This is a genomic window from Blastococcus sp. SYSU DS0539 (genome assembly GCF_054050855.1).
The window spans coordinates 153,968-174,799 of record NZ_JBJHAF010000003.1 but is presented as its reverse complement, the minus strand read 5'-3'; the positions used below and the strand labels follow the sequence as shown (position 1 = coordinate 174,799).

Annotated in this window: 19 protein-coding genes; 11 read left to right on the top strand and 8 right to left on the bottom strand. The window is 74.6% G+C overall.

Going from position 1 to position 20,832, the window contains the following annotated elements; all coding sequences use genetic code 11:
• Window positions 1–16: 16 nt before the first annotated feature.
• The 10 genes from ACI790_RS05190 (at window position 17) to ACI790_RS05145 (ending at window position 10,765) form a co-directional block, all read left to right on the top strand.
• On the top strand, window positions 17–688 hold the full coding sequence (locus ACI790_RS05190) for a 3-oxoacid CoA-transferase subunit A (RefSeq protein WP_456568722.1): 672 nt from the start codon (window positions 17–19) through the stop codon (window positions 686–688).
• Complete coding sequence (locus tag ACI790_RS05185) at window positions 685–1,362, top strand: 3-oxoacid CoA-transferase subunit B (RefSeq protein WP_456568721.1); 678 nt, start codon at window positions 685–687, stop codon at window positions 1,360–1,362. The genes ACI790_RS05190 and ACI790_RS05185 overlap by 4 nt, the downstream gene beginning before the upstream one ends.
• A 295-nt stretch (window positions 1,363–1,657) precedes the next feature.
• Entirely contained in the window at window positions 1,658–2,656 is a 999-nt protein-coding gene (locus tag ACI790_RS05180) for a tripartite tricarboxylate transporter substrate binding protein (RefSeq protein WP_456568720.1), read from the top strand.
• A gap of 303 nt (window positions 2,657–2,959) precedes the next feature.
• Entirely contained in the window at window positions 2,960–4,480 is a 1,521-nt protein-coding gene (locus ACI790_RS05175; protein ID WP_456568719.1) for an HAD-IIIA family hydrolase, read from the top strand.
• Window positions 4,477–5,547, top strand: a complete 1,071-nt coding sequence (locus tag ACI790_RS05170) for a glycosyltransferase family 9 protein (RefSeq protein ID WP_456568718.1) — start codon at window positions 4,477–4,479, stop codon at window positions 5,545–5,547. Before ACI790_RS05175 ends, ACI790_RS05170 begins: the two co-directional genes overlap by 4 nt.
• Entirely contained in the window at window positions 5,544–6,524 is a 981-nt protein-coding gene (locus ACI790_RS05165) for a glycosyltransferase (RefSeq protein WP_456568717.1), read from the top strand. The genes ACI790_RS05170 and ACI790_RS05165 overlap by 4 nt, the downstream gene beginning before the upstream one ends.
• On the top strand, window positions 6,521–7,765 hold the full coding sequence (locus tag ACI790_RS05160; RefSeq protein ID WP_456568716.1) for a glycosyltransferase: 1,245 nt from the start codon (window positions 6,521–6,523) through the stop codon (window positions 7,763–7,765). Before ACI790_RS05165 ends, ACI790_RS05160 begins: the two co-directional genes overlap by 4 nt.
• Window positions 7,766–7,776: 11 nt before the next feature.
• Entirely contained in the window at window positions 7,777–8,445 is a 669-nt protein-coding gene (locus ACI790_RS05155; RefSeq protein ID WP_456568715.1) for a D-sedoheptulose-7-phosphate isomerase, read from the top strand.
• Entirely contained in the window at window positions 8,442–9,839 is a 1,398-nt protein-coding gene (gene rfaE2, locus ACI790_RS05150; RefSeq protein WP_456568714.1) for a D-glycero-beta-D-manno-heptose 1-phosphate adenylyltransferase, read from the top strand. The genes ACI790_RS05155 and rfaE2 overlap by 4 nt, the downstream gene beginning before the upstream one ends.
• Window positions 9,836–10,765 carry a glycosyltransferase family 9 protein gene (locus tag ACI790_RS05145; RefSeq protein WP_456568713.1) on the top strand — a complete coding sequence of 310 codons (930 nt, stop codon included), beginning with the start codon at window positions 9,836–9,838 and terminating at the stop codon, window positions 10,763–10,765. The genes rfaE2 and ACI790_RS05145 overlap by 4 nt, the downstream gene beginning before the upstream one ends.
• 42 nt (window positions 10,766–10,807) lie before the next feature.
• Here the strand turns inward: ACI790_RS05145 and ACI790_RS05140 are convergent, their stop codons facing one another.
• From ACI790_RS05140 to ACI790_RS05110, 7 genes are all read right to left on the bottom strand, one after another.
• Window positions 10,808–12,439 (bottom strand): substrate-binding domain-containing protein, encoded by a 1,632-nt coding sequence (locus tag ACI790_RS05140; RefSeq protein ID WP_456568712.1) that lies wholly within the window; start codon window positions 12,437–12,439, stop codon window positions 10,808–10,810.
• A 119-nt stretch (window positions 12,440–12,558) separates the two neighbouring features.
• Window positions 12,559–13,548, bottom strand: a complete 990-nt coding sequence (locus ACI790_RS05135; RefSeq protein WP_456568711.1) for a UDP-glucuronic acid decarboxylase family protein — start codon at window positions 13,546–13,548, stop codon at window positions 12,559–12,561.
• Between the two features lie 224 nt (window positions 13,549–13,772).
• On the bottom strand, window positions 13,773–15,125 hold the full coding sequence (locus ACI790_RS05130; RefSeq protein WP_456568710.1) for an ABC transporter substrate-binding protein: 1,353 nt from the start codon (window positions 15,123–15,125) through the stop codon (window positions 13,773–13,775).
• Between the two features lie 89 nt (window positions 15,126–15,214).
• The gene (locus ACI790_RS05125) at window positions 15,215–16,402 is read right to left on the bottom strand and encodes a branched-chain amino acid ABC transporter permease (RefSeq protein WP_456568709.1); all 1,188 of its coding nucleotides are present in this window, start codon (window positions 16,400–16,402) and stop codon (window positions 15,215–15,217) included.
• A 2-nt stretch (window positions 16,403–16,404) separates the two neighbouring features.
• Entirely contained in the window at window positions 16,405–17,289 is an 885-nt protein-coding gene (locus tag ACI790_RS05120) for a branched-chain amino acid ABC transporter permease (RefSeq protein ID WP_456568708.1), read from the bottom strand.
• A 34-nt stretch (window positions 17,290–17,323) separates the two neighbouring features.
• Window positions 17,324–18,088, bottom strand: coding sequence for an ABC transporter ATP-binding protein (locus ACI790_RS05115; protein WP_456568707.1), 765 nt, complete (start codon window positions 18,086–18,088; stop codon window positions 17,324–17,326).
• Window positions 18,081–18,881 (bottom strand): ABC transporter ATP-binding protein, encoded by an 801-nt coding sequence (locus ACI790_RS05110; protein WP_456568706.1) that lies wholly within the window; start codon window positions 18,879–18,881, stop codon window positions 18,081–18,083. Before ACI790_RS05110 ends, ACI790_RS05115 begins: the two co-directional genes overlap by 8 nt.
• 460 nt (window positions 18,882–19,341) lie before the next feature.
• On the opposite strand from ACI790_RS05110, the gene ACI790_RS05105 reads away from it, so the two are divergent.
• Window positions 19,342–20,562 (top strand): PucR family transcriptional regulator, encoded by a 1,221-nt coding sequence (locus ACI790_RS05105; RefSeq protein WP_456568705.1) that lies wholly within the window; start codon window positions 19,342–19,344, stop codon window positions 20,560–20,562.
• A gap of 28 nt (window positions 20,563–20,590) precedes the next feature.
• Here ACI790_RS05105 and ACI790_RS05100 read toward each other — a convergent pair whose 3' ends face one another.
• A complete protein-coding gene (locus ACI790_RS05100; RefSeq protein WP_456568704.1) occupies window positions 20,591–20,824 on the bottom strand; it encodes a DUF2630 family protein in 234 nt (77 codons plus the stop codon).
• Window positions 20,825–20,832: the final 8 nt, after the last annotated feature.

Sequence of the window (20,832 nt, the reverse complement as noted above, 5' to 3'; positions counted from 1 at the left end):
GATCCCCGGAGGCACAGTGATCGACAAGCGGGTGGCGTCCCTGACCGACGCCGTCGAGGGCATCGCGGACGGCGCGACCGTCCTCGTGGGCGGGTTCGGCGCCGCCGGAGTTCCCGTGGAGCTCGTGCACGCGCTCCTCGATCAGGGGGCCACGGACCTGACGATCGTGACCAACAACGCCGGCAGCGGCGAGACCGACGTGGCCGCGCTGATCCGGGAGCGGCGGGTCAGGAAGATCATCTGCTCGTACCCGCGTTCGGTCGGCTCCATCTGGTTCGAGGAGTTCTACCGCGCCGGCGACATCGAGCTCGAGCTCGTCCCGCAGGGCACGCTGAGCGAGCGGATGCGGGCGGCGGGGGCGGGCCTGGGCGGCTTTTTCACCCCCGCCGGGGCCGACTCCCTGCTGGCCGAGGGCAAGGAGGTGCGGATGATCGCCGGCCGGCGACACGTCTTCGAGGAGCCGCTCCAGGGGGACGTCGCGCTGGTCAAGGCGTTGCGCGCGGATCGCTGGGGCAACCTCGTCTACAACAAGGCGGCTCGGAACTTCGGTCCGACCATGGCCACCGCCGCCACCCTCACCGTCGTGCAGGTGCGCGAGTTCGTCGAGCTGGGGGACCTCGATCCCGAGTGCGTGGTGACCCCGGGCATCTTCGTCGACCGGGTCGTCGAGGTGGAGGAGGAAGCGTGACCGTCGCCAGGCTCTCGCACACCGACATGGCCGCCCGGGTGGCGCGCGACATCCCCGACGGCTCCTACGTCAACCTGGGCATCGGGATGCCCACCCTGGTCGGCGATGTGGTCTCCGCAGGCAAGGAGATCGTGTTCCACAGCGAGAACGGCATCCTCGGCATGGGCCCGGCACCGGCTCCCGGCGAGGAGGACTGGGAGCTGATCAACGCAGGCAAGCAGCCGGTCACGCTCCTGACCGGCGGCTCCTACTTCCACCACACCGACTCGTTCATGATGATGCGCGGCGGCCACATCGACGTCACGGTGCTCGGCGCCTTCCAGGTGTCCGCGCAGGGGGACCTCGCCAACTGGGCGACCGACGACGCCCACCTCCCCCCGGCGGTCGGTGGGGCCATGGACCTCGCGGTCGGTGCCAGACGGGTGCTCGTCCTGATGATGCACACCAGGCCCGACGGCCGGCCCAAGCTGCTTCCCGAGTGCACCTACCCGCTGACCGCCGCCCGGGTCGTCAACCGCGTCTACACGGAGCTGGCCGTGATCGACGTCGGGCCGACCGGCTTCCTCGTCCGCGACATGGTGGCGGGTCTGAGCCGGGAGGAGCTGCAACAGCGCACCGGTGCACCGCTGGAGTTCGCCGACGAGGTGGCCGTCCTGGTCCCCTCCGGCCGCTGACGGAGTTCCGCGGTGAGTCGGTCCCAGCCCCGCACAGTCGGCCGGAGGCCGACTGTGCGGGCGAACATCGCCGCGGACCGGCACCCGGCCGCGGACGACCGCGGCGGCGGGCTTCTGGTCTCCCGCCGGGGTGCGGTCCCGACCGGAGGAGGGGTCCGCCAGCAGCGCGGCGGGCACCGTGCTGGAGGAGTGCGCCGGCGTGGACGAGCTCGACGGGACCCAGCAGGTCCACGAGACGATCTTCGGCTGACCTGTCCACCGCCCTGTAGCGACTGATCCCTCCGGAGGAGACATCATGCGACGCTTCCGCACCACCGGCCCCGCCGTCCTGGCGGCATCCGTGCTGGTCCTCGCCGCCTGCGGTGAGGACGCGGCCGAGCCCCAGGCCGAGGGCGGTGGCGAGTCGGCCGCCGCCGAGTACCCCACCCAGCGGATGACCCTGATCGTGCCCTACGCCGCCGGTGGTCCGATCACCGTCCTCGGGCAGACCGTGGGCACCTGCCTGGAGGAGGAGTTCGGCCAGACCGTGGTGGTGGACAACCGCCCGGGCGCCTCCGGCTCGGTCGGCATGCAGGCGATGCTCGCCGCTGGGAACGACGGCCACACCATCTCCGTCATCGCGGTCCCGGCCTCCGCGACCAACCCGCTCCAGGCCGACGTCGGCTACACCAACGACGACTACGTGCCGGTGGCGGTCGGTGAGGTGATCCCCTCGGTGCTGGCCGTGGGTGAGGGATCGCAGTTCGCCGACGCGGAGGCGTTCTTCCAGTACGCCCGGGAGAACCCGGGTGAGCTCACCGTCGGCACTCCGGGCGCGACCACCTCGCAGGCGATGGAGCTCATGCGCATGGCCCAGCTGTACGGCGTGGAGGTGACGGCGGTGCCCTTCAACGGCAACGCCGAGATGACGACCGCGCTGCTCGGCGGCAACGTCGACGCTGTCTTCATCAACTCCACGCAGGACGTCCTGGAGAACATCGAGGCCGGCAGCTTCGTGCCGCTCGCGGTGAGCCCGGAGGAGCGGGTGGACTACATCGACGCACCGACCCTCGCCGAGGTCGGGTTCCCCGAGTTGGTCTACAGCACGTCGGTCTGGGGGTTCGCCGCGCCGGCGGGTGTTCCCGACGGGGTCGTTCCGGCGCTCGAGGGCGCGATCGAGAACTGCCTCAGCAAGGAGGAGACGGTAGAGGTCCTCGGTGAGCAGTACGTGCCCGACGAGTTCATCGGCTCGGAGGGCTTCTCGGCGATGATCGACGACATCGTCGAGGTCTACGGACCGGTCCTGCAGGACTGACCCCACCACGAGGCCGGCCGGTGGTGGGCCCCGCGGCAGCGGTACCTCACCCGTTCCCCGGCCGGCCGCCAGGATCTGCGAGAACGCACCGGTGCGCCGTCGAGGTCGCCGCCTGGCCCCCTCCGGTCGCTGACCTGCTGCTCTCCGCGACCGGTCCCCGGCCACCGGTGGGGGGGGGCACTGCGATCCGTCTCTGCCCACTGGTAGAGGTGGGGCCGACCGCCCGCGCACGGTCGTCCCGGGCGCGAGCGTGCCCCGATCGGGTGCCGTGGAGAACACTTCAAGCCCGTAGTGTTTCGCCCGATGGAGAAGGGGCACGACGTGATCATGCTCGCGCAGTGCACCGTCGTCGTGCCGACGATCGGGCGTCCCTCGCTCGACGTCCTGCTCGATGCGCTCGCCACGGCGCCGGGCCCGCGACCGGCGGAGCTGGTCGTCGTCGACGACCGGCCCGCCGGCGAGCCGCTGCTCCCCGAGCGCCCCGGTCTCCCGCCGGTCCGCGTCGTCCGCACCGGGGGCGGCGGGCCGGCGCGCGCCCGCAACCTGGGCTGGCGCACCGCCCGTACCGAGTGGATCGCCTTCCTCGACGACGACGTGGTGATCGACCCGGACTGGTACGAGCGCCTGGACGCCGACCTCAGCGGGCTGCCGTCCGACGTCGCCGGCAGCCAGGGCCGCGTGCGCGTCCCGTTGCCGGAGCACCGCCGGCCCACCGACTGGGAGCGGGGCACCGCCGGGCTGGCCACCTCCAGCTGGATCACCGCCGACCTCGCCTACCGCCGCAGCGCCCTGGCCGCGGTCGGCGGCTTCGACGAGCGCTTCCCGCGCGCCTTCCGCGAGGACTCCGACCTCGCGCTGCGGATCATGGACACCGGCGCCCGGCTGGTGCGCGGCGAGCGCTGGATCAACCACCCCGTCCGGCCCACCGACCGCTGGGTGAGCGTCCGGGTGCAGGCCGGCAACGCCGACGACGTGCTGATGCGCCGCCTGCACGGGCCGGACTGGCGCGCCCCGCACCGCGCCGACGCCCCGCTGGGCCGCCGTCCGCAGCACACGGCGGTCACCGCCGCCGCGCTCGCCGCCGTGGGCCTCGCCGCCGCACGGCGGCCTCGGGCCGCGCTCGTCGCGGCGGCGGCCTGGGCCGCCGGCACCGCCGAGTTCGCCTGGCTGCGGATCCGGCCGGGCCCGCGCGACCGCGCCGAGGTGACGACGATGCTCGCCACCAGCGCGCTCATCCCGCCACTGGCCACCTGGCACTGGCTCAAGGGCATCGTGGGTCACCGGCGGGTGCAGCGGTGGCGCGGCCTGCCCGACCTGGTGCTGTTCGACCGCGACGGCACGCTGGTCCACGACTTCCCCTACAACGGTGACCCGGAATGGGTGCGTCCGGTCGACGGGGCGAAGGAGGCTCTCGACCGCCTGCGAGCCCGCGGTGTGCGGGTCGGCGTGGTCAGCAACCAGTCCGGCGTGGCGCGGGGGCTCGTCACCCGGGAGCAGGTCGACGCGTGCATGGCGCGGCTGGACGAGCTGCTCGGCCCGTTCGAGACCGTGCAGGTGTGCCCGCACGGCCCCGACGACGGGTGCAGCTGCCGCAAGCCGGCCCCGGGCATGGTCAAGGCCGCCTGCGCCGGGCTGGGCGTCGACCCGGCCCGCTGCGTCGTGATCGGCGACATCGGTGCCGACGTCGAGGCCGCGGCCGCCGCCGGTGCCACCGGGATCATGGTGCCGACCCCGGTGACCCGCCGCGAGGAGGTCGACGCCGCCCCGCACGTCGCGGCGACCCTGCCCGGAGCGGTGGACGACGTCCTGGCAGGCCGCTGGTGACGCGCACCGTCCTGGTCGCCCGCCTCGACAACGCCGGCGACGTCCTGCTGCAGGGGCCGCTGGTGCGAGCCGTCGCCGCCGGCGCCGACCGCGTCGTCCTGCTCGCCGGCCCGGCCGGCGCCGCCGCCGCCGCGCTGCTGCCCGGCGTCGACGAGGTGTGGACCTGGGCCTGCCCCTGGATCCTCGGCGATCCACCGGCGGTCGACGCCGCCGACCTCGCCGCGCTCACCGACCGCGTCCGGGCGCTCGCGCCCGACGAGGCGGTCCTCTCCACGTCGTTCCACCAGTCGCCCCTGCCCCTGGCCCTGGTGCTGCGCACGGCGGGCGTGCCCCGCATCTCGGCGATCAGCGTCGACTACCCCGGCACGCTGCTCGACGTCCGCCACCGCGTCGACGACGACCTCCCCGAGCCCGAGCGGGCGCTCTCGCTCGCCCGGGCCGCGGGGTTCGACCTGCCGGCCGGTGACGACGGCCGGCTCGCCGTGCGACGACCCCTGCCCCCGGTCGCGCACGAAGCCGGCTACGTGGTGCTGCACCCCGGGGCCTCGGTCCCGGCCCGTGCCTGGCCGGCCCAGCGCTGCGCCGAGGCGGTCGAGGCGCTGGCCGACGCCGGGCACCGGGTGCTGGTCACCGGCGGGCCGGGCGAGCGGGAGCTGACCGCTGCCGTCGCGGGCAGCCGGGGCGTCGACCTGGGCGGGGAGACCTCGCTGGCCGAGATGGCCGCGCTGCTCGACGGCGCGGTCGCGGTCGTCGTCGGCAACACCGGGCCCGCGCACCTGGCCGCCGCCGTCGGCACCCCGGTGGTCTCGCTGTTCGCGCCGGTGGTCCCGGCCGCGCGGTGGGCGCCCTACGGCGTGCCCACGGTGCTCCTGGGCGACCAGGACGCACCCTGCCGGGACACGCGGGCCCGCGAGTGCCCGGTGCCCGGCCACCCCTGCCTGACCTCGGTGACCGCGCAGGACGTGGTCGCCGCGGTCGAGGAGCTCCGCACGGTCGAGCACCCGGCCGTCCTCCGTCCTGACGTCGCGGCCGGAACGGCGGCGGCGGGGATCCAGGTGAGTGCGTGAACATCCTGCTCTGGCACGTGCACGGCTCGTGGACGACGGCGTTCGTCCAGGGCCGGCACGAGTACCTCCTGCCGGTGGTGCCCGATCGGGGCCCGGACGGTCTCGGCCGCGCCCGCACCTGGGACTGGCCGGCGTCGGCCCGCGAGGTGACGCCCGCGCAGCTGCGCGACGAGCAGGTCGACGTCGTCGTCCTCCAGCGGCCGCGCGACCTGGAGCTGGTGCGGGAGTGGCTCGGCCGCGAGCCCGGCCGCGACCTGCCCGCCGTCTTCCTCGAGCACAACGCTCCCGGCCTGGAGCCCGGTGACGGGCCGGTCCCGCACACCCGGCACCCGATGGCCGACCAGGCGGACATCCCGATCGCGCACGTCACCTTCTTCAACGAGCTCTTCTACGACAACGGCCGGGCGCCGACGACGGTGATCGAGCACGGCATCGTCGACCCGGGGGAGCGGTACACCGGCGAGCTGGCTCGCGCCGCCGTCGTCACCAACGAGCCGGTGCGCCGCGGCCGCACGGTCGGCGCCGACCTGCTGCCGGGGCTGGCCGCCGCCGCACCGGTCGACGTCTTCGGCATGGGGCTGGCCGGGCTGCACGAGCGGTACGGCCTCGACCCCGACCGGGTCGCCCTGCACGACGACCCACCGCAGGCCGCCATGCACGCGGAGCTGGCCCGCCGCCGGGTCTACGTGCACCCGGTCCGCTGGACGTCGCTGGGCCTCTCGCTGCTGGAGGCGATGCACCTGGGGCTGCCGGTCGTCGGCCTGGCCACCACCGAGGCCGTCGAGGCGGTCCCGGCCGAGGCGGGGGTGCTCTCCACCCGGCCCGACCGGCTGTGGGCCGCGGTCCGGGAGTTCCTGCACGACGAGGACGCCGCCCGGCTCGCCGGGAAGGCCGCCCGTGCCGCCGTCCTGGAGCGCTACGGGCTGGACCGCTTCCTGCGCGACTGGGACGGGCTCCTGGCGGAGGTGACCCGATGAGGAGCGACCAGCCGGCCACGTACCGGCTCAGGATCGACCTGGTGTCCGAGCACGCCAGCCCGCTCGCCGCGATCGGCGGCGTCGACGCCGGCGGGCAGAACGTGCACGTCGCCGCCCTGGCCGCGGGGCTGGCCGGGCGCGGCCACGAGGTCACCGTGCACACCCGCCGCGACGACCCCGCGCTGCCCGACCGGGTGACCACCGAGGACGGCTACGACGTCGTCCACGTCCCGGCCGGCCCGGCCGAGGTGCTGCCCAAGGACGAGCTGCTCGAGCACATGCCGGCCTTCGCCCGGGTGCTGCGGCACGGCTGGGCCGCCCAGGCCCCCGATGTCGTGCACGCGCACTTCTGGATGAGCGGCCTGGCGTCGGTCGAGGCGTCGGCGGGCCTGCTCGCCCCCGTGCCGGTCCTGCAGACCTTCCACGCCCTCGGCTCGGTCAAGCGCCGCCACCAGGGGGACGCCGACACCTCCCCGGCCGAGCGGATCGACCTGGAGCGCGGCCTGTGCCGCGCCGTCAGCCACGTGGTGGCCACCTGCTCCGACGAGGTGTTCGAGCTGCGCCGGCTGGGCCTGTCCAGCGACCGGGTCTCGATCGTGCCGTGCGGCGTCGACACCTCGGTCTTCACCCCGCGCGGCCCGGTCGCCCCGCGCGGCGACCGCAAGCGGCTGCTCGTCCTCGGCCGGCTGGTGGAGCGCAAGGGCCAGGACGACGCCGTCCGGGCGCTGCGCGCGGTGCCCGACGCCGAGCTGGTGGTCGTCGGCGGCCCGGCCCCGGACGCGATCGACGCCGACCCCGAGGTGCGCCGGCTGCGCGGCATCGCCGCCGAGGCGGGGGTGGCCGACCGGCTGGTGTTCGCCGGGTCGGTCGCGCGCGCCGAGGTCCCCGCCTGGGTGCGGTCGGCCGACGTCGTCCTCGCCGTGCCGTGGTACGAGCCGTTCGGCATCACCCCGCTCGAGGCCATGGCCTGCGGGCGGCCCGTCGTCGCCACCGCCGTCGGCGGGCTGCAGGACACCGTCGCCGACGGCGTCACCGGCGACCTCGTGCCCCCGCGCGACCCGGAGCGGCTCGGTGAGGTGCTCGCCGCGCTGCTCGCCGACGACGACCGGCGCGCCGCCTACGGCGCCGCGGGCGTGCAGCGGGCCCGCGCCCGTTACCGCTGGGCGCGGGTCGTCGCCGACACCGAAACCGTCTACCGGCAGGTCCTCGCCCGCCGCCGTCCCGTGGAGGTCGCCCGATGACCGGTGTGCCGATGAGCGCGGCTCCGAACACCGCCGCCGAGATCGTGTCCCCCGACACCTGCACCCACCTGACCGGCGCCGACCACGTCGCCTCGCTGACCGCCGCGCTGCGGTCGGTGGAGTCCCAGGTGCCCGTGCTCGACCGCTGGGGCCGGCTGCTCGCCGACGTGCTCTGCGGGGAGTCCCGCGGGCGCCTGCTGGCCGCGGGCAACGGCGGCAGCGCCGCCCAGGCCCAGCACCTCACCGCCGAGCTGGTGGGCCGCTACCGCGCCGACCGGCCGCCGTTCTCGGCCATCTGCCTCACCGCCGAGACGTCGTCGCTGACCGCCATCGCCAACGACTACCCGGCCGACGAGCTGTTCGCCCGCCAGGTGGAGGCGCACGGGCGGGCCGGCGACGTGCTGGTCCTGCTGTCGACGTCGGGCCGCTCGCCCAACGCCGTCGCCGCCGCCCGCCGCGCCCGGGAGTGCGGCATCACCGTGCTGGCGATCACCGGCCCGGCGCCCAATCCGCTGGCCGCCGCCGCCGACGAGGCGGTCTGCATCGACTCGCCCTGGACGGCGACCGTGCAGGAGTGCCACCTGGTCGCCCTGCACCTGGTCTGCGCGGCGTTCGACGCCGCGGTCCTCGCCGAGCCCTCGCGGGTGCCCTCCGGCCCGACGCTGGGCGCCGCCCGGTGAGCCGCCGGACCCCGCCCGCGTCCCGGCCGCTGGTCGTCGTCGGCGACGCGCTGCTCGACGTCGACCTGGTCGGCACCGCCTCGCGCCTCACCCCCGACGCGCCCGTGCCGGTGGTCGAGGACATCGAGCGGCGGGAGCGCCCGGGCGGCGCGGCGCTCGCCGCCGTCATCGCGGCCGCGGCCTCCGCCCGGGAGGTCGTGCTCGTCGCGCCGCTGGACTCCGACGAGGGCGCCGACCGGCTGCGGGCGCTGCTCGACGGCCGGGTCCGGCTGGTCGCGATCCCGGCCGGCGGCGGCACCGCCGTGAAGCAGCGGGTGCGCGTGGGCGACCACTCCGTGGCCCGGCTGGACAGCGGCGCACCGGTGGCCGTCCTGGGCGAGCTGCCGGCCGAGGCCGCGACGCTCATCCGCGACGCCGCCGCCGTGCTGGTGGCCGACTACGGCCGCGGGACGACGGCGGACCCGGCCGTCCGCGAGGCACTGGCCGCCGCCCGCGGCCCCGTGGTCTGGGACCCGCACCCCCGCGGCGCCGACCCGTTGCCGAACGCCCGGCTGGTCACCCCGAACGGCGCGGAGGCCGCCCGCGTGGCGGCCGCCGCCGGCGTCCCGGCCGAGGGCTCGGGCCTGGCCGCCGTGGGGGCCCGCGCCGAGGCACTGATCCGGTACTGGGGCGTGGGTGCGGTCTCGGTGACCCTCGGTGCCCGCGGCGCGCTGCTCTCCTACGGCTCCGGCGCGCCCATGGTGGTGCCCGCGGTGGCCGTGAGCGGCGGCGACCCGTGCGGCGCCGGTGACTCGTTCGCCGCCGCGGCGGCCCTGGCGCTCGCCGACGGCGCGGTGACCGGTGAGGCGGTGGCCGCGGCGGTCGCCTTCGCCTCGGCGTTCGTGGCGCGGGGCGGGGCGGCGGCCTGGGACGCCGCCGACCGGCCCGAGCCGGACGTCGTCCCCGAGCCCGGCGCCGACGCGGTCATCGCCCGGGTGCGGGCGGCCGGGGGCACCGTCGTGGCCACCGGCGGCTGCTTCGACCTGCTGCACGCGGGCCACGTCGCGACGCTGCGGGCCGCCCGCGGGCTGGGTGACTGCCTGGTCGTGTGCATCAACTCCGACGAGTCGGTGCGCCGGCTCAAGGGCCCCTCCCGGCCGCTGGTGACCGCGGCGGACCGGGCGCGGGTGCTGGAGGCGCTGGAGTTCGTCGACGCCGTCGTCGTCTTCGGCGAGGACACCCCCGCGCAGGTGCTCGACCGGCTGCGGCCCGACGTGTGGGCCAAGGGTGGCGACTACGCCGGGGCCGACCTGCCCGAGGCGGAGGTGCTGCGCAGCTGGGGCGGCCAGGCCGTCGTCCTGCCCTACCTGGACGGCCACTCCACCACGGCCCTGGTCGAGCGCTCGCGGGTGTGAACGGACAGCCGACCGCCGTCGTCCTGCGGCCGCTCGGCCTGGGGGACCTGCTCACCGGCGTGCCCGCCATCCGCGCGGTGCGGGCCGCCGTCCCCGGTCACCGGCTGGTGCTCGCGACCACGGAGCCGTTGCGCCCGCTGGCCGAGCTGATCGACGCCGTCGACGAGGTCCTGCCCGCCCGCGAGCTGGCACCGCTTGACTGGTCCGGCCCCCCGCCGGAGCTCGCCGTCGACCTGCACGGCAAGGGCCCCGCCTCGCACGTGGTCGTGGCCGACCTGGGACCGGCTCGGCTGCTCACCTTCGCCAGCCCCGGATACCCGGGGCCGACCTGGTACCCCGACGAGCACGAGGTCCGGCGCTGGTGCCGGCTGGTCGCCGAGGGGCTCGGGGTGGCCGCCGACCCCGACGCCCTCGATCTCGCCGTCCCGGCCGTCGCGCCGCCGGTGCGCGGCGCCGCCGTCGTCCACCCGGGTGCGGCGTTCCCCGGCCGCCGCTGGCCGCCGGACCGGTTCGCCGCCGTCGCCCGCCACCTCGCCGACGCCGGTCACGACGTGCGGATCACCGGCGGCCCCGCCGAGGTGGGGCTGGCCCGCGCGGTGGCCGCCGCCGCCGGGCTGGAGGAGTCCGCGGTGCTGGCCGGCCGGACCACGTCGCTGGAGCTCGCGGCCGTCGTCGCCGCCGCGCGCCTGGTCGTGTGCGGCGACACCGGCGTCGCGCACCTGGCCACCGCCTACCGCCGGCCCTCGGTGGTGCTGTTCGGCCCGGTGTCACCGCACCTGTGGGGGCCGCCGCTCCGGACCGGGCCGCACGGACCGCTGCACCGCGTCCTCTGGCACGGCGACGGCACCGGCGACCCCTGGGGCACCGAGCTCGACCCCGCGCTGGCGCAGATCACCGTCGACGAGGTCCTGGACGCCCTCCCCTGAGCCTCTCCGCGGAAAGTCCGGGGGGACTTTCCGCGGAAAAGCTCAGCCGCGCTGGCGGAGGGCGTCGAAGAGGACGGTCTGCAGGTCGTTCTCGTCGACCGCCGAGTAGGACGCGCCCCCGGTGGCCCCGGCGATCTCCTCCAGGGCGCTGAGGTCGGCGTCCGGCCCCAGGGCGACGCCGATGACCTTGATCGGCCGGTTCGGGTCGGCCTCCTCGGCCAGCGTGCTCAGCAGCTCGTCCAGGGTGAGGCCGGCGGCGTCGTCCTCGTTGGTGCCGTCGGTGACGATCAGCACGCTGTTGACGGCGGTCGGGTCGTAGTCGTCCCGCGCCGCCCGGACCGCGGCCAGCGTGGTGTCGTACAGCCCGGTCCCGCCCGGGGTGAGCCGCTCGGGGATGGTGTCGAGCTGCTCGGCGAGGATCTCGCGCTGCACCCGCCCGTCCACCACGTCGTCCAGCTCGCGGGTGGGCACCAGCTCCTCCCAGTCCCGGTCTCCCTGGAGCTGGTAGGCGAAGACCCACGAGCCGAGTGCGTAGTTGTCCGGGACCAGGGAGAGCGTCGCCTTGGCCGCGTCGCGGGCCAGCGTGGCCCGGTTGCCGTTGCCGACCGGGGCCTCCATGGACGTCGAGACGTCGAAGACCGACAGGATCCGGGACGGCGCCGCCAGGCTGGACAGCCGGGCCAGCAGCCCCTGGACCTGCTCGGCCTCCAGCGGCAGCACCGCGGGGCTCGCCTCCACCGTGCCGGTCCCGGCGCCGGCGCCGGTCGGCGCGGCGCCCTCGGGGCCGCGGAAGCCGGCGTCGCGGACGGCGGTCTGCGCGTCGGCGGAGAGCAGCCGCTGGACCACGGCGTCCACGGCCTGCTGCTGCGGCCCCGTGGGGGAGCCGACCCGCAGCACCGGGTAGTCGAGCACCGGCGACCCCTCGGACGGGTAGACGGCGACGAGGTTGGCCGTCTCCGCCTCCGCGTTGAGGGAGTAGACCTCCTGCTCGCTCACCGGCACCAGCGGGGCGTCGGCGCTGCCCTCGCTGCCGGCCGCCAGGGCCTCACCCGGCGTGAGGGCCGTGTTGCGCGCCGCGGACAGCACGGCCTGCACCACGGCGTTGTCCGCGTCGGCGTCGCCACCCAGTGCGGTGCGCACGGCGGCGAGCGCGGAGAGGGCCTCCGCGCTGGCGGCCAGGTCGGGCACCGCGAGCGACCGGCCGGTACCCAGGGCCTGCGCCCAGCCGGGGGAGGACTCCGCCCAGCCGAGGTCGTCGACCACCGTGCCGCTGGTGGCCAGCACCACCGGCGAGACCGCCATCGATCCGGCCTGGTCGAGGTCGGCCGAGCTGACGCGGGCCGCCCACAGGCTGGAGTCGGGCACCCAGACCTCGGGGAGCGCGTCCTCCTCCAGCGCGCCGAGCGCGCCCGCGGTCTGCAGCGGTTCCTGGGCCGTCACCTCGGCGTCGACGCAGATCCCGCCGTCGGACGTCTCCAGGTCGGTCAGCAGCCCCTCGGTCACCGCACCCAGCTCCGGGGCGACGGTGACGTCGGCCGTCACGCGCTCGCAGCCGCCGCCCGCGGTGAGCCACCACGCGAGGCCACCGAGGACCAGCACGGCCGCGAGGCCCGCGGCGATGAGGACGAGTGGCAGCGTACGGCGCTGGGTCGTGGGATCGGCGTGGCGGCCCATGCTCGCTCTCTGGGGTCGACTCCGGGCAGGGTGCGGCTCCCCCGGAGCGCGCCGCTCAAGAGTAGTTGTGTCCTGCGTCGCTTCGGCGTGACTCTAGCCGTACGCGCGGCGACGGAGGGTCAGACAGCGTAGGCGTGCGTCGCGGCGCGCTGCGCGGCGAACCAGTCGACGGTGCGGCGCAGCCCCTCCTCGGACGGTACCCGGGGGCGCCAGCCGAGCAGCTGCTCGGCGCGCGTGGTGTCGGGACGGCGCACCTTGGGGTCGTCGACCGGGAGGTCGATGTAGTCGATGGGGGAGTCGGAGCCGGTGAGCTCGACGATCCACCGGGCCAGCCGGAGCATCGACAGCTCGTCGGGGTTGCCGATGTTCACCGGCCCCTCGTGGCCGGAGAAGGCCATCGCGAGGATCCCGGCGACCGTGTCGTCGACGTAGCAGATCGAGCGGGTCTGCGAGCCGTCCCCCGCGACGGTGAGCGGCCGGCCCTCCAGGGCCTGGGAGACGAAGGCGGGGATCGCGCGGCCGTCGTCGGCGCGCATCCGGGGCCCGTAGGTGTTGAAGATCCGCACGATGCCGGTGTCGGTGCCCTTCGACGTCCGGTAGGCGGTGGTCATCGCCTCGCTGAAGCGCTTGGCCTCGTCGTAGACGCCGCGCGGGCCCACCGGGTTGACGTTGCCCCAGTACTCCTCGGTCTGCGGGTGCTGCAGCGGGTCGCCGTAGACCTCGGAGGTCGAGGCGAGCACGTAGCGGGCGCCCTTCTCGTGGGCCAGGCCGAGCGTGTGCAGCGTGCCGAGGCTGCCGACCTTCAGGGTCTCGATCGGCATCTTGAGGTAGTCGATGGGGCTGGCGGGGGAGGCGAAGTGCAGCACCAGGTCCACCGGGCCCGGCACGTGCACGTAGTCGGTGACGTCGCAGCGCACCAACCGGAAGCCGGGGTGCTCCATGAGGTGCAGGACGTTCTCGGGGGAGCCGGTGAGGAAGTTGTCGAGGCAGACCACCTCCACGCCCCGCTCGAGCAGCTGCTCGCACAGGTGCGAGCCCAGGAACCCCGCGCCCCCGGTGACGACCGCCCGCCGGATCGTCCGCGCCTCGCGTACCGGCCCCTCGACCATGGCTGTCCTCCTCGACGCTCGCGCACCGGTGGCGCGCCTCCAGCGCCCCCTACCCGGAGATCAACAGCGCACACACTTCGGCCGCGAAGTGTTCGGACGTCCCCTGTCCCGGACGGCGGACGGGCCGCCGGCCTCCCGAGGGAGACCGGCGGCCCGCCGGTGCTGAGTCCTCGCCCGGCCCGCGAGGGGCCGGGCGAGGGGTGCCCCGTCAGGGGCCGGATCGATCAGTCGACGACCGACTCCTCGTCCGGGATGGCGTTGGCCGGCGGGGTCGCCGCCTCGCCCTCGAACTCCTCGATCGGGGCGTCACCGATGTCGGTGGTGCGGACGCCCTGCACCTCCTCGGAGCCGTTGCCGACGATGCGCTCGATGGTCATGCCGCTGGTGCCCATGTGGCTGTCCTCGGAGTAGCGGAACGGCGCGAAGACCGGGCCCTCCCAGTCGCCACCGGCCTGCTCGACCGCCTCGACCAGGCCCTCGCGGGTCGGGTTCTGGCCGGCCGCCTGCAGGGCCTGGGTCATGGTGTAGGCCTGCGCCATGCCGTACACGCGGTAGTTGGTGAGCTCACCCTCGCCGCCGCACTCGTCCCAGATCCGCTGGAACTCCTGGATCCACGGGTTGTCGGCCATGTCCACCGTCGGCAGGTAGCCGGTGGTCAGCGCGCCGTCGAGCAGGGCCGCGTCGGACACCTGGCCCTCGCTGAAGCGGTTCAGCAGGCCGCCGACCAGCGTCGGGTCCGAACCCACGTTGGAGTAGAACCACTGCGGCTGGTAGCCGAGCTGCAGGGCCGTGAGCTGCGAGAGGGCCGTGTAGCTGGGCACGTTGAAGCCGACGACGAAGTCGGCGCCGGCCGCCTGCAGCGCCGCGATCTGCGGGCCGACGTTGGTGTTGCCCGGCGTGTACCGCTCCGCCGCGACGATCTGGTCGTCGATGTACTGGCGGATGCCGGCCTCGCCGTCCTCGCCGAAGTCGTCGTCCTGGAGGAAGAGGCCGACCTGCGCGTCGGGGAAGTTCTCGGCGATGTACTCGCCGATGATCTTGCCCTCGCTCATGTAGTCGGTCTGCCACCCGAAGGACATCGGGTAGGTCTCCGGGTCGTCACCCCACATCAGCGAGCCGGAGGAGACGAACAGGTCGGGGACGCCCTCGTCGTTGAGGAAGTCGACCACGGCGCTGTGGGTCGGCGTCCCCAGCCCGCTCATCATCGCGAAGATCTCGTCCTCGAGGACGAGCTCGTTGGTGACCTGGCTGGTCTGGGTGGGGTTGTACGCGTCGTCGCGGAAGATCCAGTCGATCTCCCGGCCGTAGACGCCGCCCTCCTCGTTGAGGCAGTTGAAGTAGGCGTCGACGCCGGTCGGGATCTCGCTGTACCCGGGAGCGGCCACACCGGTCAGCGGGTAGTGGGCGCCGATCTTGATCGAGGTCTCGGTGACGCCGATGTCGGAGGCCTCGTTCTCACCCCCGCCACCGTTGGAGGAGGAGCCACCGCCCTCATCGCTGCCGCCGCAGGCGGCGAGGGTGGAGGCGACGGTGGCCGCGGTGATCGCGGTCAGGAGTCGACGGGAGGATCTGGACAACAGTTCTCCTCTGGTGCGGCCCGGGCGTGGATGCCCGGGAGTCTGGGTGGGGTGGAGCAGTCGGGGACGAGAGGTCGATCGGGTCGTGCTCACCCCCTGCTGGCGCCGTCGGCCTGGGCCATCGCCCGCCTGGCCTTGCGGGTCATCCAGCGGAGGCGGATGGTGCCCACGAACCCGGCCGGGACGAAGATCATCACGACGATGAGCACGACGCCGTAGACGAACGGCGCCAGCTGGGCCGCCTCGGTCTGGCTCAGGCCGAAGTCACCGCCGAGGTTGGTGACGAACGGCGGCAGGAAGACCAGCAGCGCCGAGCCCAGCAGGGCGCCCAGCAGGCTGCCCAGGCCGCCGATGACGATCGCGGTGAGCAGCGCCAGCGACAGCACGATCGTGAAGCCGCTCGGCGCGGCCAGGCGCACCACGATGGCCAGCACGCCGCCGGCGAGCCCGGCCGCCGCGGCGCTGACGACGAAGGCGAGCACCCGCCAGGCACCGAGGTTGATGCCGGCCAGCTCCGCGGCCACCTCCTGGTCGCGCACCGCCCGCCAGGTGCGCCCGATGCGGCTGCGCACCAGGTTGGCCAGGAAGAAGTACGTGATCAGCAGGGAGATCGCGCCGACGTAGGCCAGCCACTTGGTGCTCGAGGCGGAGTTGCCCGAGACCGTGTCGATGAAGCTGCCGAACCAGTCCGGCGCCTGCGGGGCGCGGACGCGCATGCCCTGCTCGCCACCGAAGGTGTCGTGGAAGTAGATCGCCAGCCCGGGGAGCCCGACCGCCAGCGCGAGCGTCGCGCCGGCCAGGTACGGGCCGTGCAACCGGGCCGCGGCCACCCCGACGAGTGCGCCGATCGCCGTGGCCACCACGACGGCGACCAGCAGGATCAGCGGCAGCGGGAGCGGCTCCTCGGCGTCGAGGAACAGCGCCGTGGTGTAGGCGCCGGCGGCCATGAGCGCCCCGTGCCCGAGCGAGATCTGGCCGTTGATGCCGGTGAGCACGGTCAGCCCGCCCGCGGCGATCGCGTAGTAGGTGAGCGTGGCCAGCTGCGAGTTGCGGTACGGGCTGGTCATCTCGAGCAGCAGGACCGCGAGTACGGCCGCACCGAGCAGCACGAGCAGGTGGCGCAGCAGCGTGGACTGGGGGAGGAACGAGCGGCCGGACTTCGCCGGGGCCGAGGGCGTGTCCCCGCCGGCGGTGGCCTCGACGGGGGCCTCCTCGGTGGCCTTGCCCGCCTTGCCGGGCGTGCCGCTCGTGGACGTGGAGCTCTGCAGGTCGCTCATCGTCATGCCCTCCGAGCCGTGCTGCTGCTGAACAGGCCACCCGGTCGCACGAGGAGGACGACGATCAGGATGACCAGGGCCGAGATGTTGACCAGGGCGCTGCCGCGCGGGGCGTAGCCGCTCACGTAGCTCAGCGCCAGGCCGAGGATCAGCCCACCGACGATCGCGCCGACCGGCGAGTCCAGGCCGCCGATGATCGCGGCGACGAAGCCGAACACGATCAGCGCGTCCATGTAGGCCGGCCAGACGAACGTGCCGCCGGCGATCAGCAGGCCCGCCAGCGAGCCGACGACGGCGGCCAGCCCCCACCCGAGGGTGAGCATGCTGCCGACCTTGACGCCGAGGAGCCGGGCGACCTCCTGGCTGAACGCCGAGGCGCGCATGGCCAGGCCGATCCGGGTGAACTGGAACAGCGCGGTCAGCAGCGCCATCGTCAGCAGCACCGAGCCGATGACGTAGATGCTGGTCGGGGTCAGCGGGATCGTCGTGTCACCGATCTCGAGGCCGCGCACGCCGAACGGCGTGGGGAACGACTGGAACGACGAACCGAAGATGATCGCGATGAGCGCCTGGATGGCGACGAAGAGGCCGAGGGTCACGATGACCGCGTTCAGCTCGGGGCCGCCCTCGACCGGGCGGATGATCACCCGCTCGACGATGGCCCCCAGCAGGAAGCCCGAGAGCAGGGCGACGATCAGCGCCACCCAGTAGGACTGGCCGGCCTGGATCAGGGCCAGGGCGATGAACGTGGTGGCCGCGGCCATCGATCCCTGGGCGAAGTTGACGATGCGGGTCGATCGCCAGATCAGCACCAGGGCCAGGGCGAAGGCCGAATAGATCATGCCCTGGGTCAACCCGGTGAGGGTCACGTTGACGAAGTAGTCCACGGAGGAGGAAGCCTTCCTGGCAGTGCGGGGAGGGTCAGAAACCGAGGTAGGCGTGCCGGAGGTCCTCGTCGGCCATCAGGGTGCGGGCGGAGTCGGTGACCACCACCCGGCCGAGGTTGAGGACGACGCCGACATCGGCGACCGACAGGGCGCTGCGGGCGTTCTGCTCGACCAGCAGCACCGAGAGGTTCTCCGAGTCGACGAGATTGCGGAGCAGGCCGAAGATCTGCGCGACGATGCGGGGGGCCAGGCCCAGGGACGGCTCGTCGAGCAGCAGGACGCGCGGCTGGGCCAGCAGCGCCCGGCCGATGACGAGCATCTGCCGCTCACCGCCGGACAGCGTGTGCGCCGCGTTGTTCTTGCGCTCGGCGATGCGCGGGAAGAGGTCGTAGACCCGGTCGAACTCCTCCTTGCCCACCTTGCCGCGGAACAGCGCACCGACGCGCAGGTTCTCCTCGACGGTGAGCTCGGAGATCACGCCGCGGCCCTCGGGGACGTGCGCCATGCCCTTGGCGACCATGGCCTCGACCGGGGCCTTGGTGATGTCCTCGCCGTCGAGGACCACGCGGCCGGCGACCGGGCGGACCAGGCCGCTGATGGTGCGCAGCAGCGTCGTCTTGCCCGCGCCGTTGGCACCGAGGACGGCGGTGATCCGCCCGGCCTCGGCCGACAGGGAGACGCCGTCGAGCGCGCGCACCGGCCCGTAGGTGGAGGTGAGGCCCTCGACCTCGAGCAGGCGGGTCGTGGTGGCGGTGCCGCCGGCGGCGGATGCCGCGGTGCTGCCGTGGGTCTCAGGCATGGGTGCGTCCTCCGTCGGCGTGGGTCAGCTCGTCGGCGTCGGTCCCCGGGTCCACGGCGTCGCCGAGGTAGGCCTCGGTGACCGCCGGGTCGGCCTGGACCTCCGCCGGGGTGCCGGCGGCGATCTGCTTGCCCGAGTCGAGGACGGTGATCCGGTCGCAGACCCGCATGACCAGGTCCATGTGGTGCTCGACCAGGAGCACGCTCATCCGGCCGACGACCGAGCGGATCAGCTCGCCCAGCTCGTTCATCTCGTCCTCGGAGAGACCGCTGGCGGGCTCGTCGAGGAGCAGCAGCTCCGGCTCGGAGACCAGCGCCCGCGCCAGCGCGACCCGCTTCTGCACCGGGTAGGGCAGCGAGCCGGGGTAGCGGCCGGCGTACTGCTCGGCGTTGAGCTCGGTCAGCGCCCGCATCGCGCGCTCGCGCAGCAGCCGCTCGTCCTTGTCGGACGTGGGCAGCGCCACCAGGGCCGAGAAGAAGCCGGCACGGGCGTGGCGGTGCGCACCGACCATGACGTTCTCCAGCACGGTCATGCCGGGGAACAGGCCCACCCCCTGCAGGGTGCGGGCGATGCCCAGGGAGGTGAGCTTGCTGGGCTTGAGCCGGCGCTGCTCCTCCCCGCGCCAGACGATCCGGCCCGACGTCGGGCGGACCAGGCCGCACGCGACGTTGAACAGGGTGGTCTTGCCGGCGCCGTTCGGGCCGATCAGTCCGTGCACCTGCCCCGGCTCGACGGTCACGGACACGTCGGTGAGGGCCAGCACGCCGCCGAAGGCGACGTTGATCCCGGTCATCTCGAGCCGGGCCGTGGGCGGTGATTCGTGCGTTCGCTGGCTGCCAGGCGGCTGCGCCAAGGGGCCCACTGCTCCTCTGCATCGGCGAGGCCACCACCCCAGGGCAGGGCGGTGGCGGTCGGGTCGCGAGTACGTCCCGCTGAGAGTGCACGGCCGTGTCGGCGGTCACAATGGGCGCACCGCACAGCGATCGCGAGATCGCGTTGTGCTGTGTGTCCCGCGTCTCGCACGGCGGGACGGAGGGTGTACGCGGCCGCCGGGGAGCCGGGTGGGAACGGCTGGGACGGAGGCCGTGAGGGCTCGCCGACGGCCGCCGGGTCGCGGGGGCCGGCGTCGATTGGGTCACGACTGTGCTGGGCCGACCCTGCCGCGCTGTGTCCGCACTCACAATGGGCTGACCGCACAGTCATGTGCGTCCCGTGTTGTGCTGTCGGCGGCGGCGTCGGCAGGAGGTGATCGCGTGCAGCCCTTCCGTCCGGAGGTGGCGACCAGGCTCGCGCAGCTGGCGCCCCGGCTGATGGACGAGCTGGACGCGATGACCGACCGGATGATCGACGTGCTGGTCCGCACCGAGCCGGCCTACCGGGAGCTGGTCGAGCAGTCCGAGCAGGACGTGCGGGTGTCCACCCGGTCGAACCTGGAGAGCGGGCTGCGGTCGCTGATGGCCGCCGCGGCCGGCACGGGCACCCCCCACCTGGCGTCGGCGCGGGCCGTGGGCCGCCGGCGCGCCGCGCAGGGCCTTCCGCTGGAGGCGGTGCTGCGGGCCTACCGGCTCGGCGGGCAGGTCACCTGGGAGGCGCTGCTGGCGGTCTCCCGCGACGGCACCGGGCAGCACGACACGCTGCTGCTGGAGGTCGCCGGCTCGGTCTGGCGCACCAACGACGCGGAGTGCGCCGCCGTCGCCGAGGGCTACCGGCAGGAGCAGCGCCGGCTCGACGGCGTCGACGAGCAGGCCCGGCAGCAGGCGCTCGACGGGCTGCTGGACGGCCGGGGGAGCGACCCCTCGTTCGTGCGCGGCGCCGCCGAGATGCTGGCCATGCCGCTCGACGGCCGGCTGATGGCGGTCGCCGCGCTGCCCGGCCCCGACGGCGCACCGGCGCTGGACGCCCCCGGCGAGACGCTGCTCAAGCGCGGTGTCCGGTCGGTCTGGGGCGTGCGCGGTGACGTGCAGGTGGGTGTGGTGGTGCTGGCGGCGATCCGGCCCGGCGACCTGCTGGCCCTGCTGCGGGGGGTCGCGGCCGGCCCGGTCGGGGTCTCCGACGTCGTCGTCGGCGCCTCGGCGGTCGGTGCGGCCTACCGGCTGGCCGAGACGGCCGTGCGCACGCTGCCGGCCGGTGCGAGCCGCGTGGTGAGCATCGACGACCGGCTGCCCGAGGCGCTGCTGAGCAACTCGCCGGAGATCCGCTCCCGCCTGGTGGGCCAGTCCCTGGGTGGGCTGCTCGAGCTGCCCGAGGACGAGCGGGCGGTGCTGCTGGACACGCTGGCGGCCTTCCTGGCGACGGACGGGTCGCCGACCCGCGCCGCGGACGCCCTGTACTGCCACCGGAACACCGTGATGCACCGGCTGCGGCGGATCGAGTCGGTGACCGGCCGGAAGGTGACCGATCCCCGGTCGCGGCTGCTCTGGCAGCTGGCCCTGCTGGGCACCGAGCACGGGGAGCCGGTCCGGCGCTCGGCCTGAGCGACCCCCCGTCCCGCGTGCGGGGCGGCTACTGGAGGTAGCTCTCCACCTGCTGCTCCGGGCGCGCCCGGGCCTCGTCCGGGTCCTCGTCGTACTGGCGCTTGGCGCGGCGCTGCCGCAGCAGGTCCCAGCACTGGTCGAGCTCGGCCTCGAGCTTGCTCATGCGGGCCCGCGTCTCGTCGGTGTGCTCGCTGCTGTCGCGCAGCGCGTGCTCCTCGTCCACCAGGGTGTGGATGCGCTTCAGAAGGTCGTCCTCGTCCATGCCTGGGT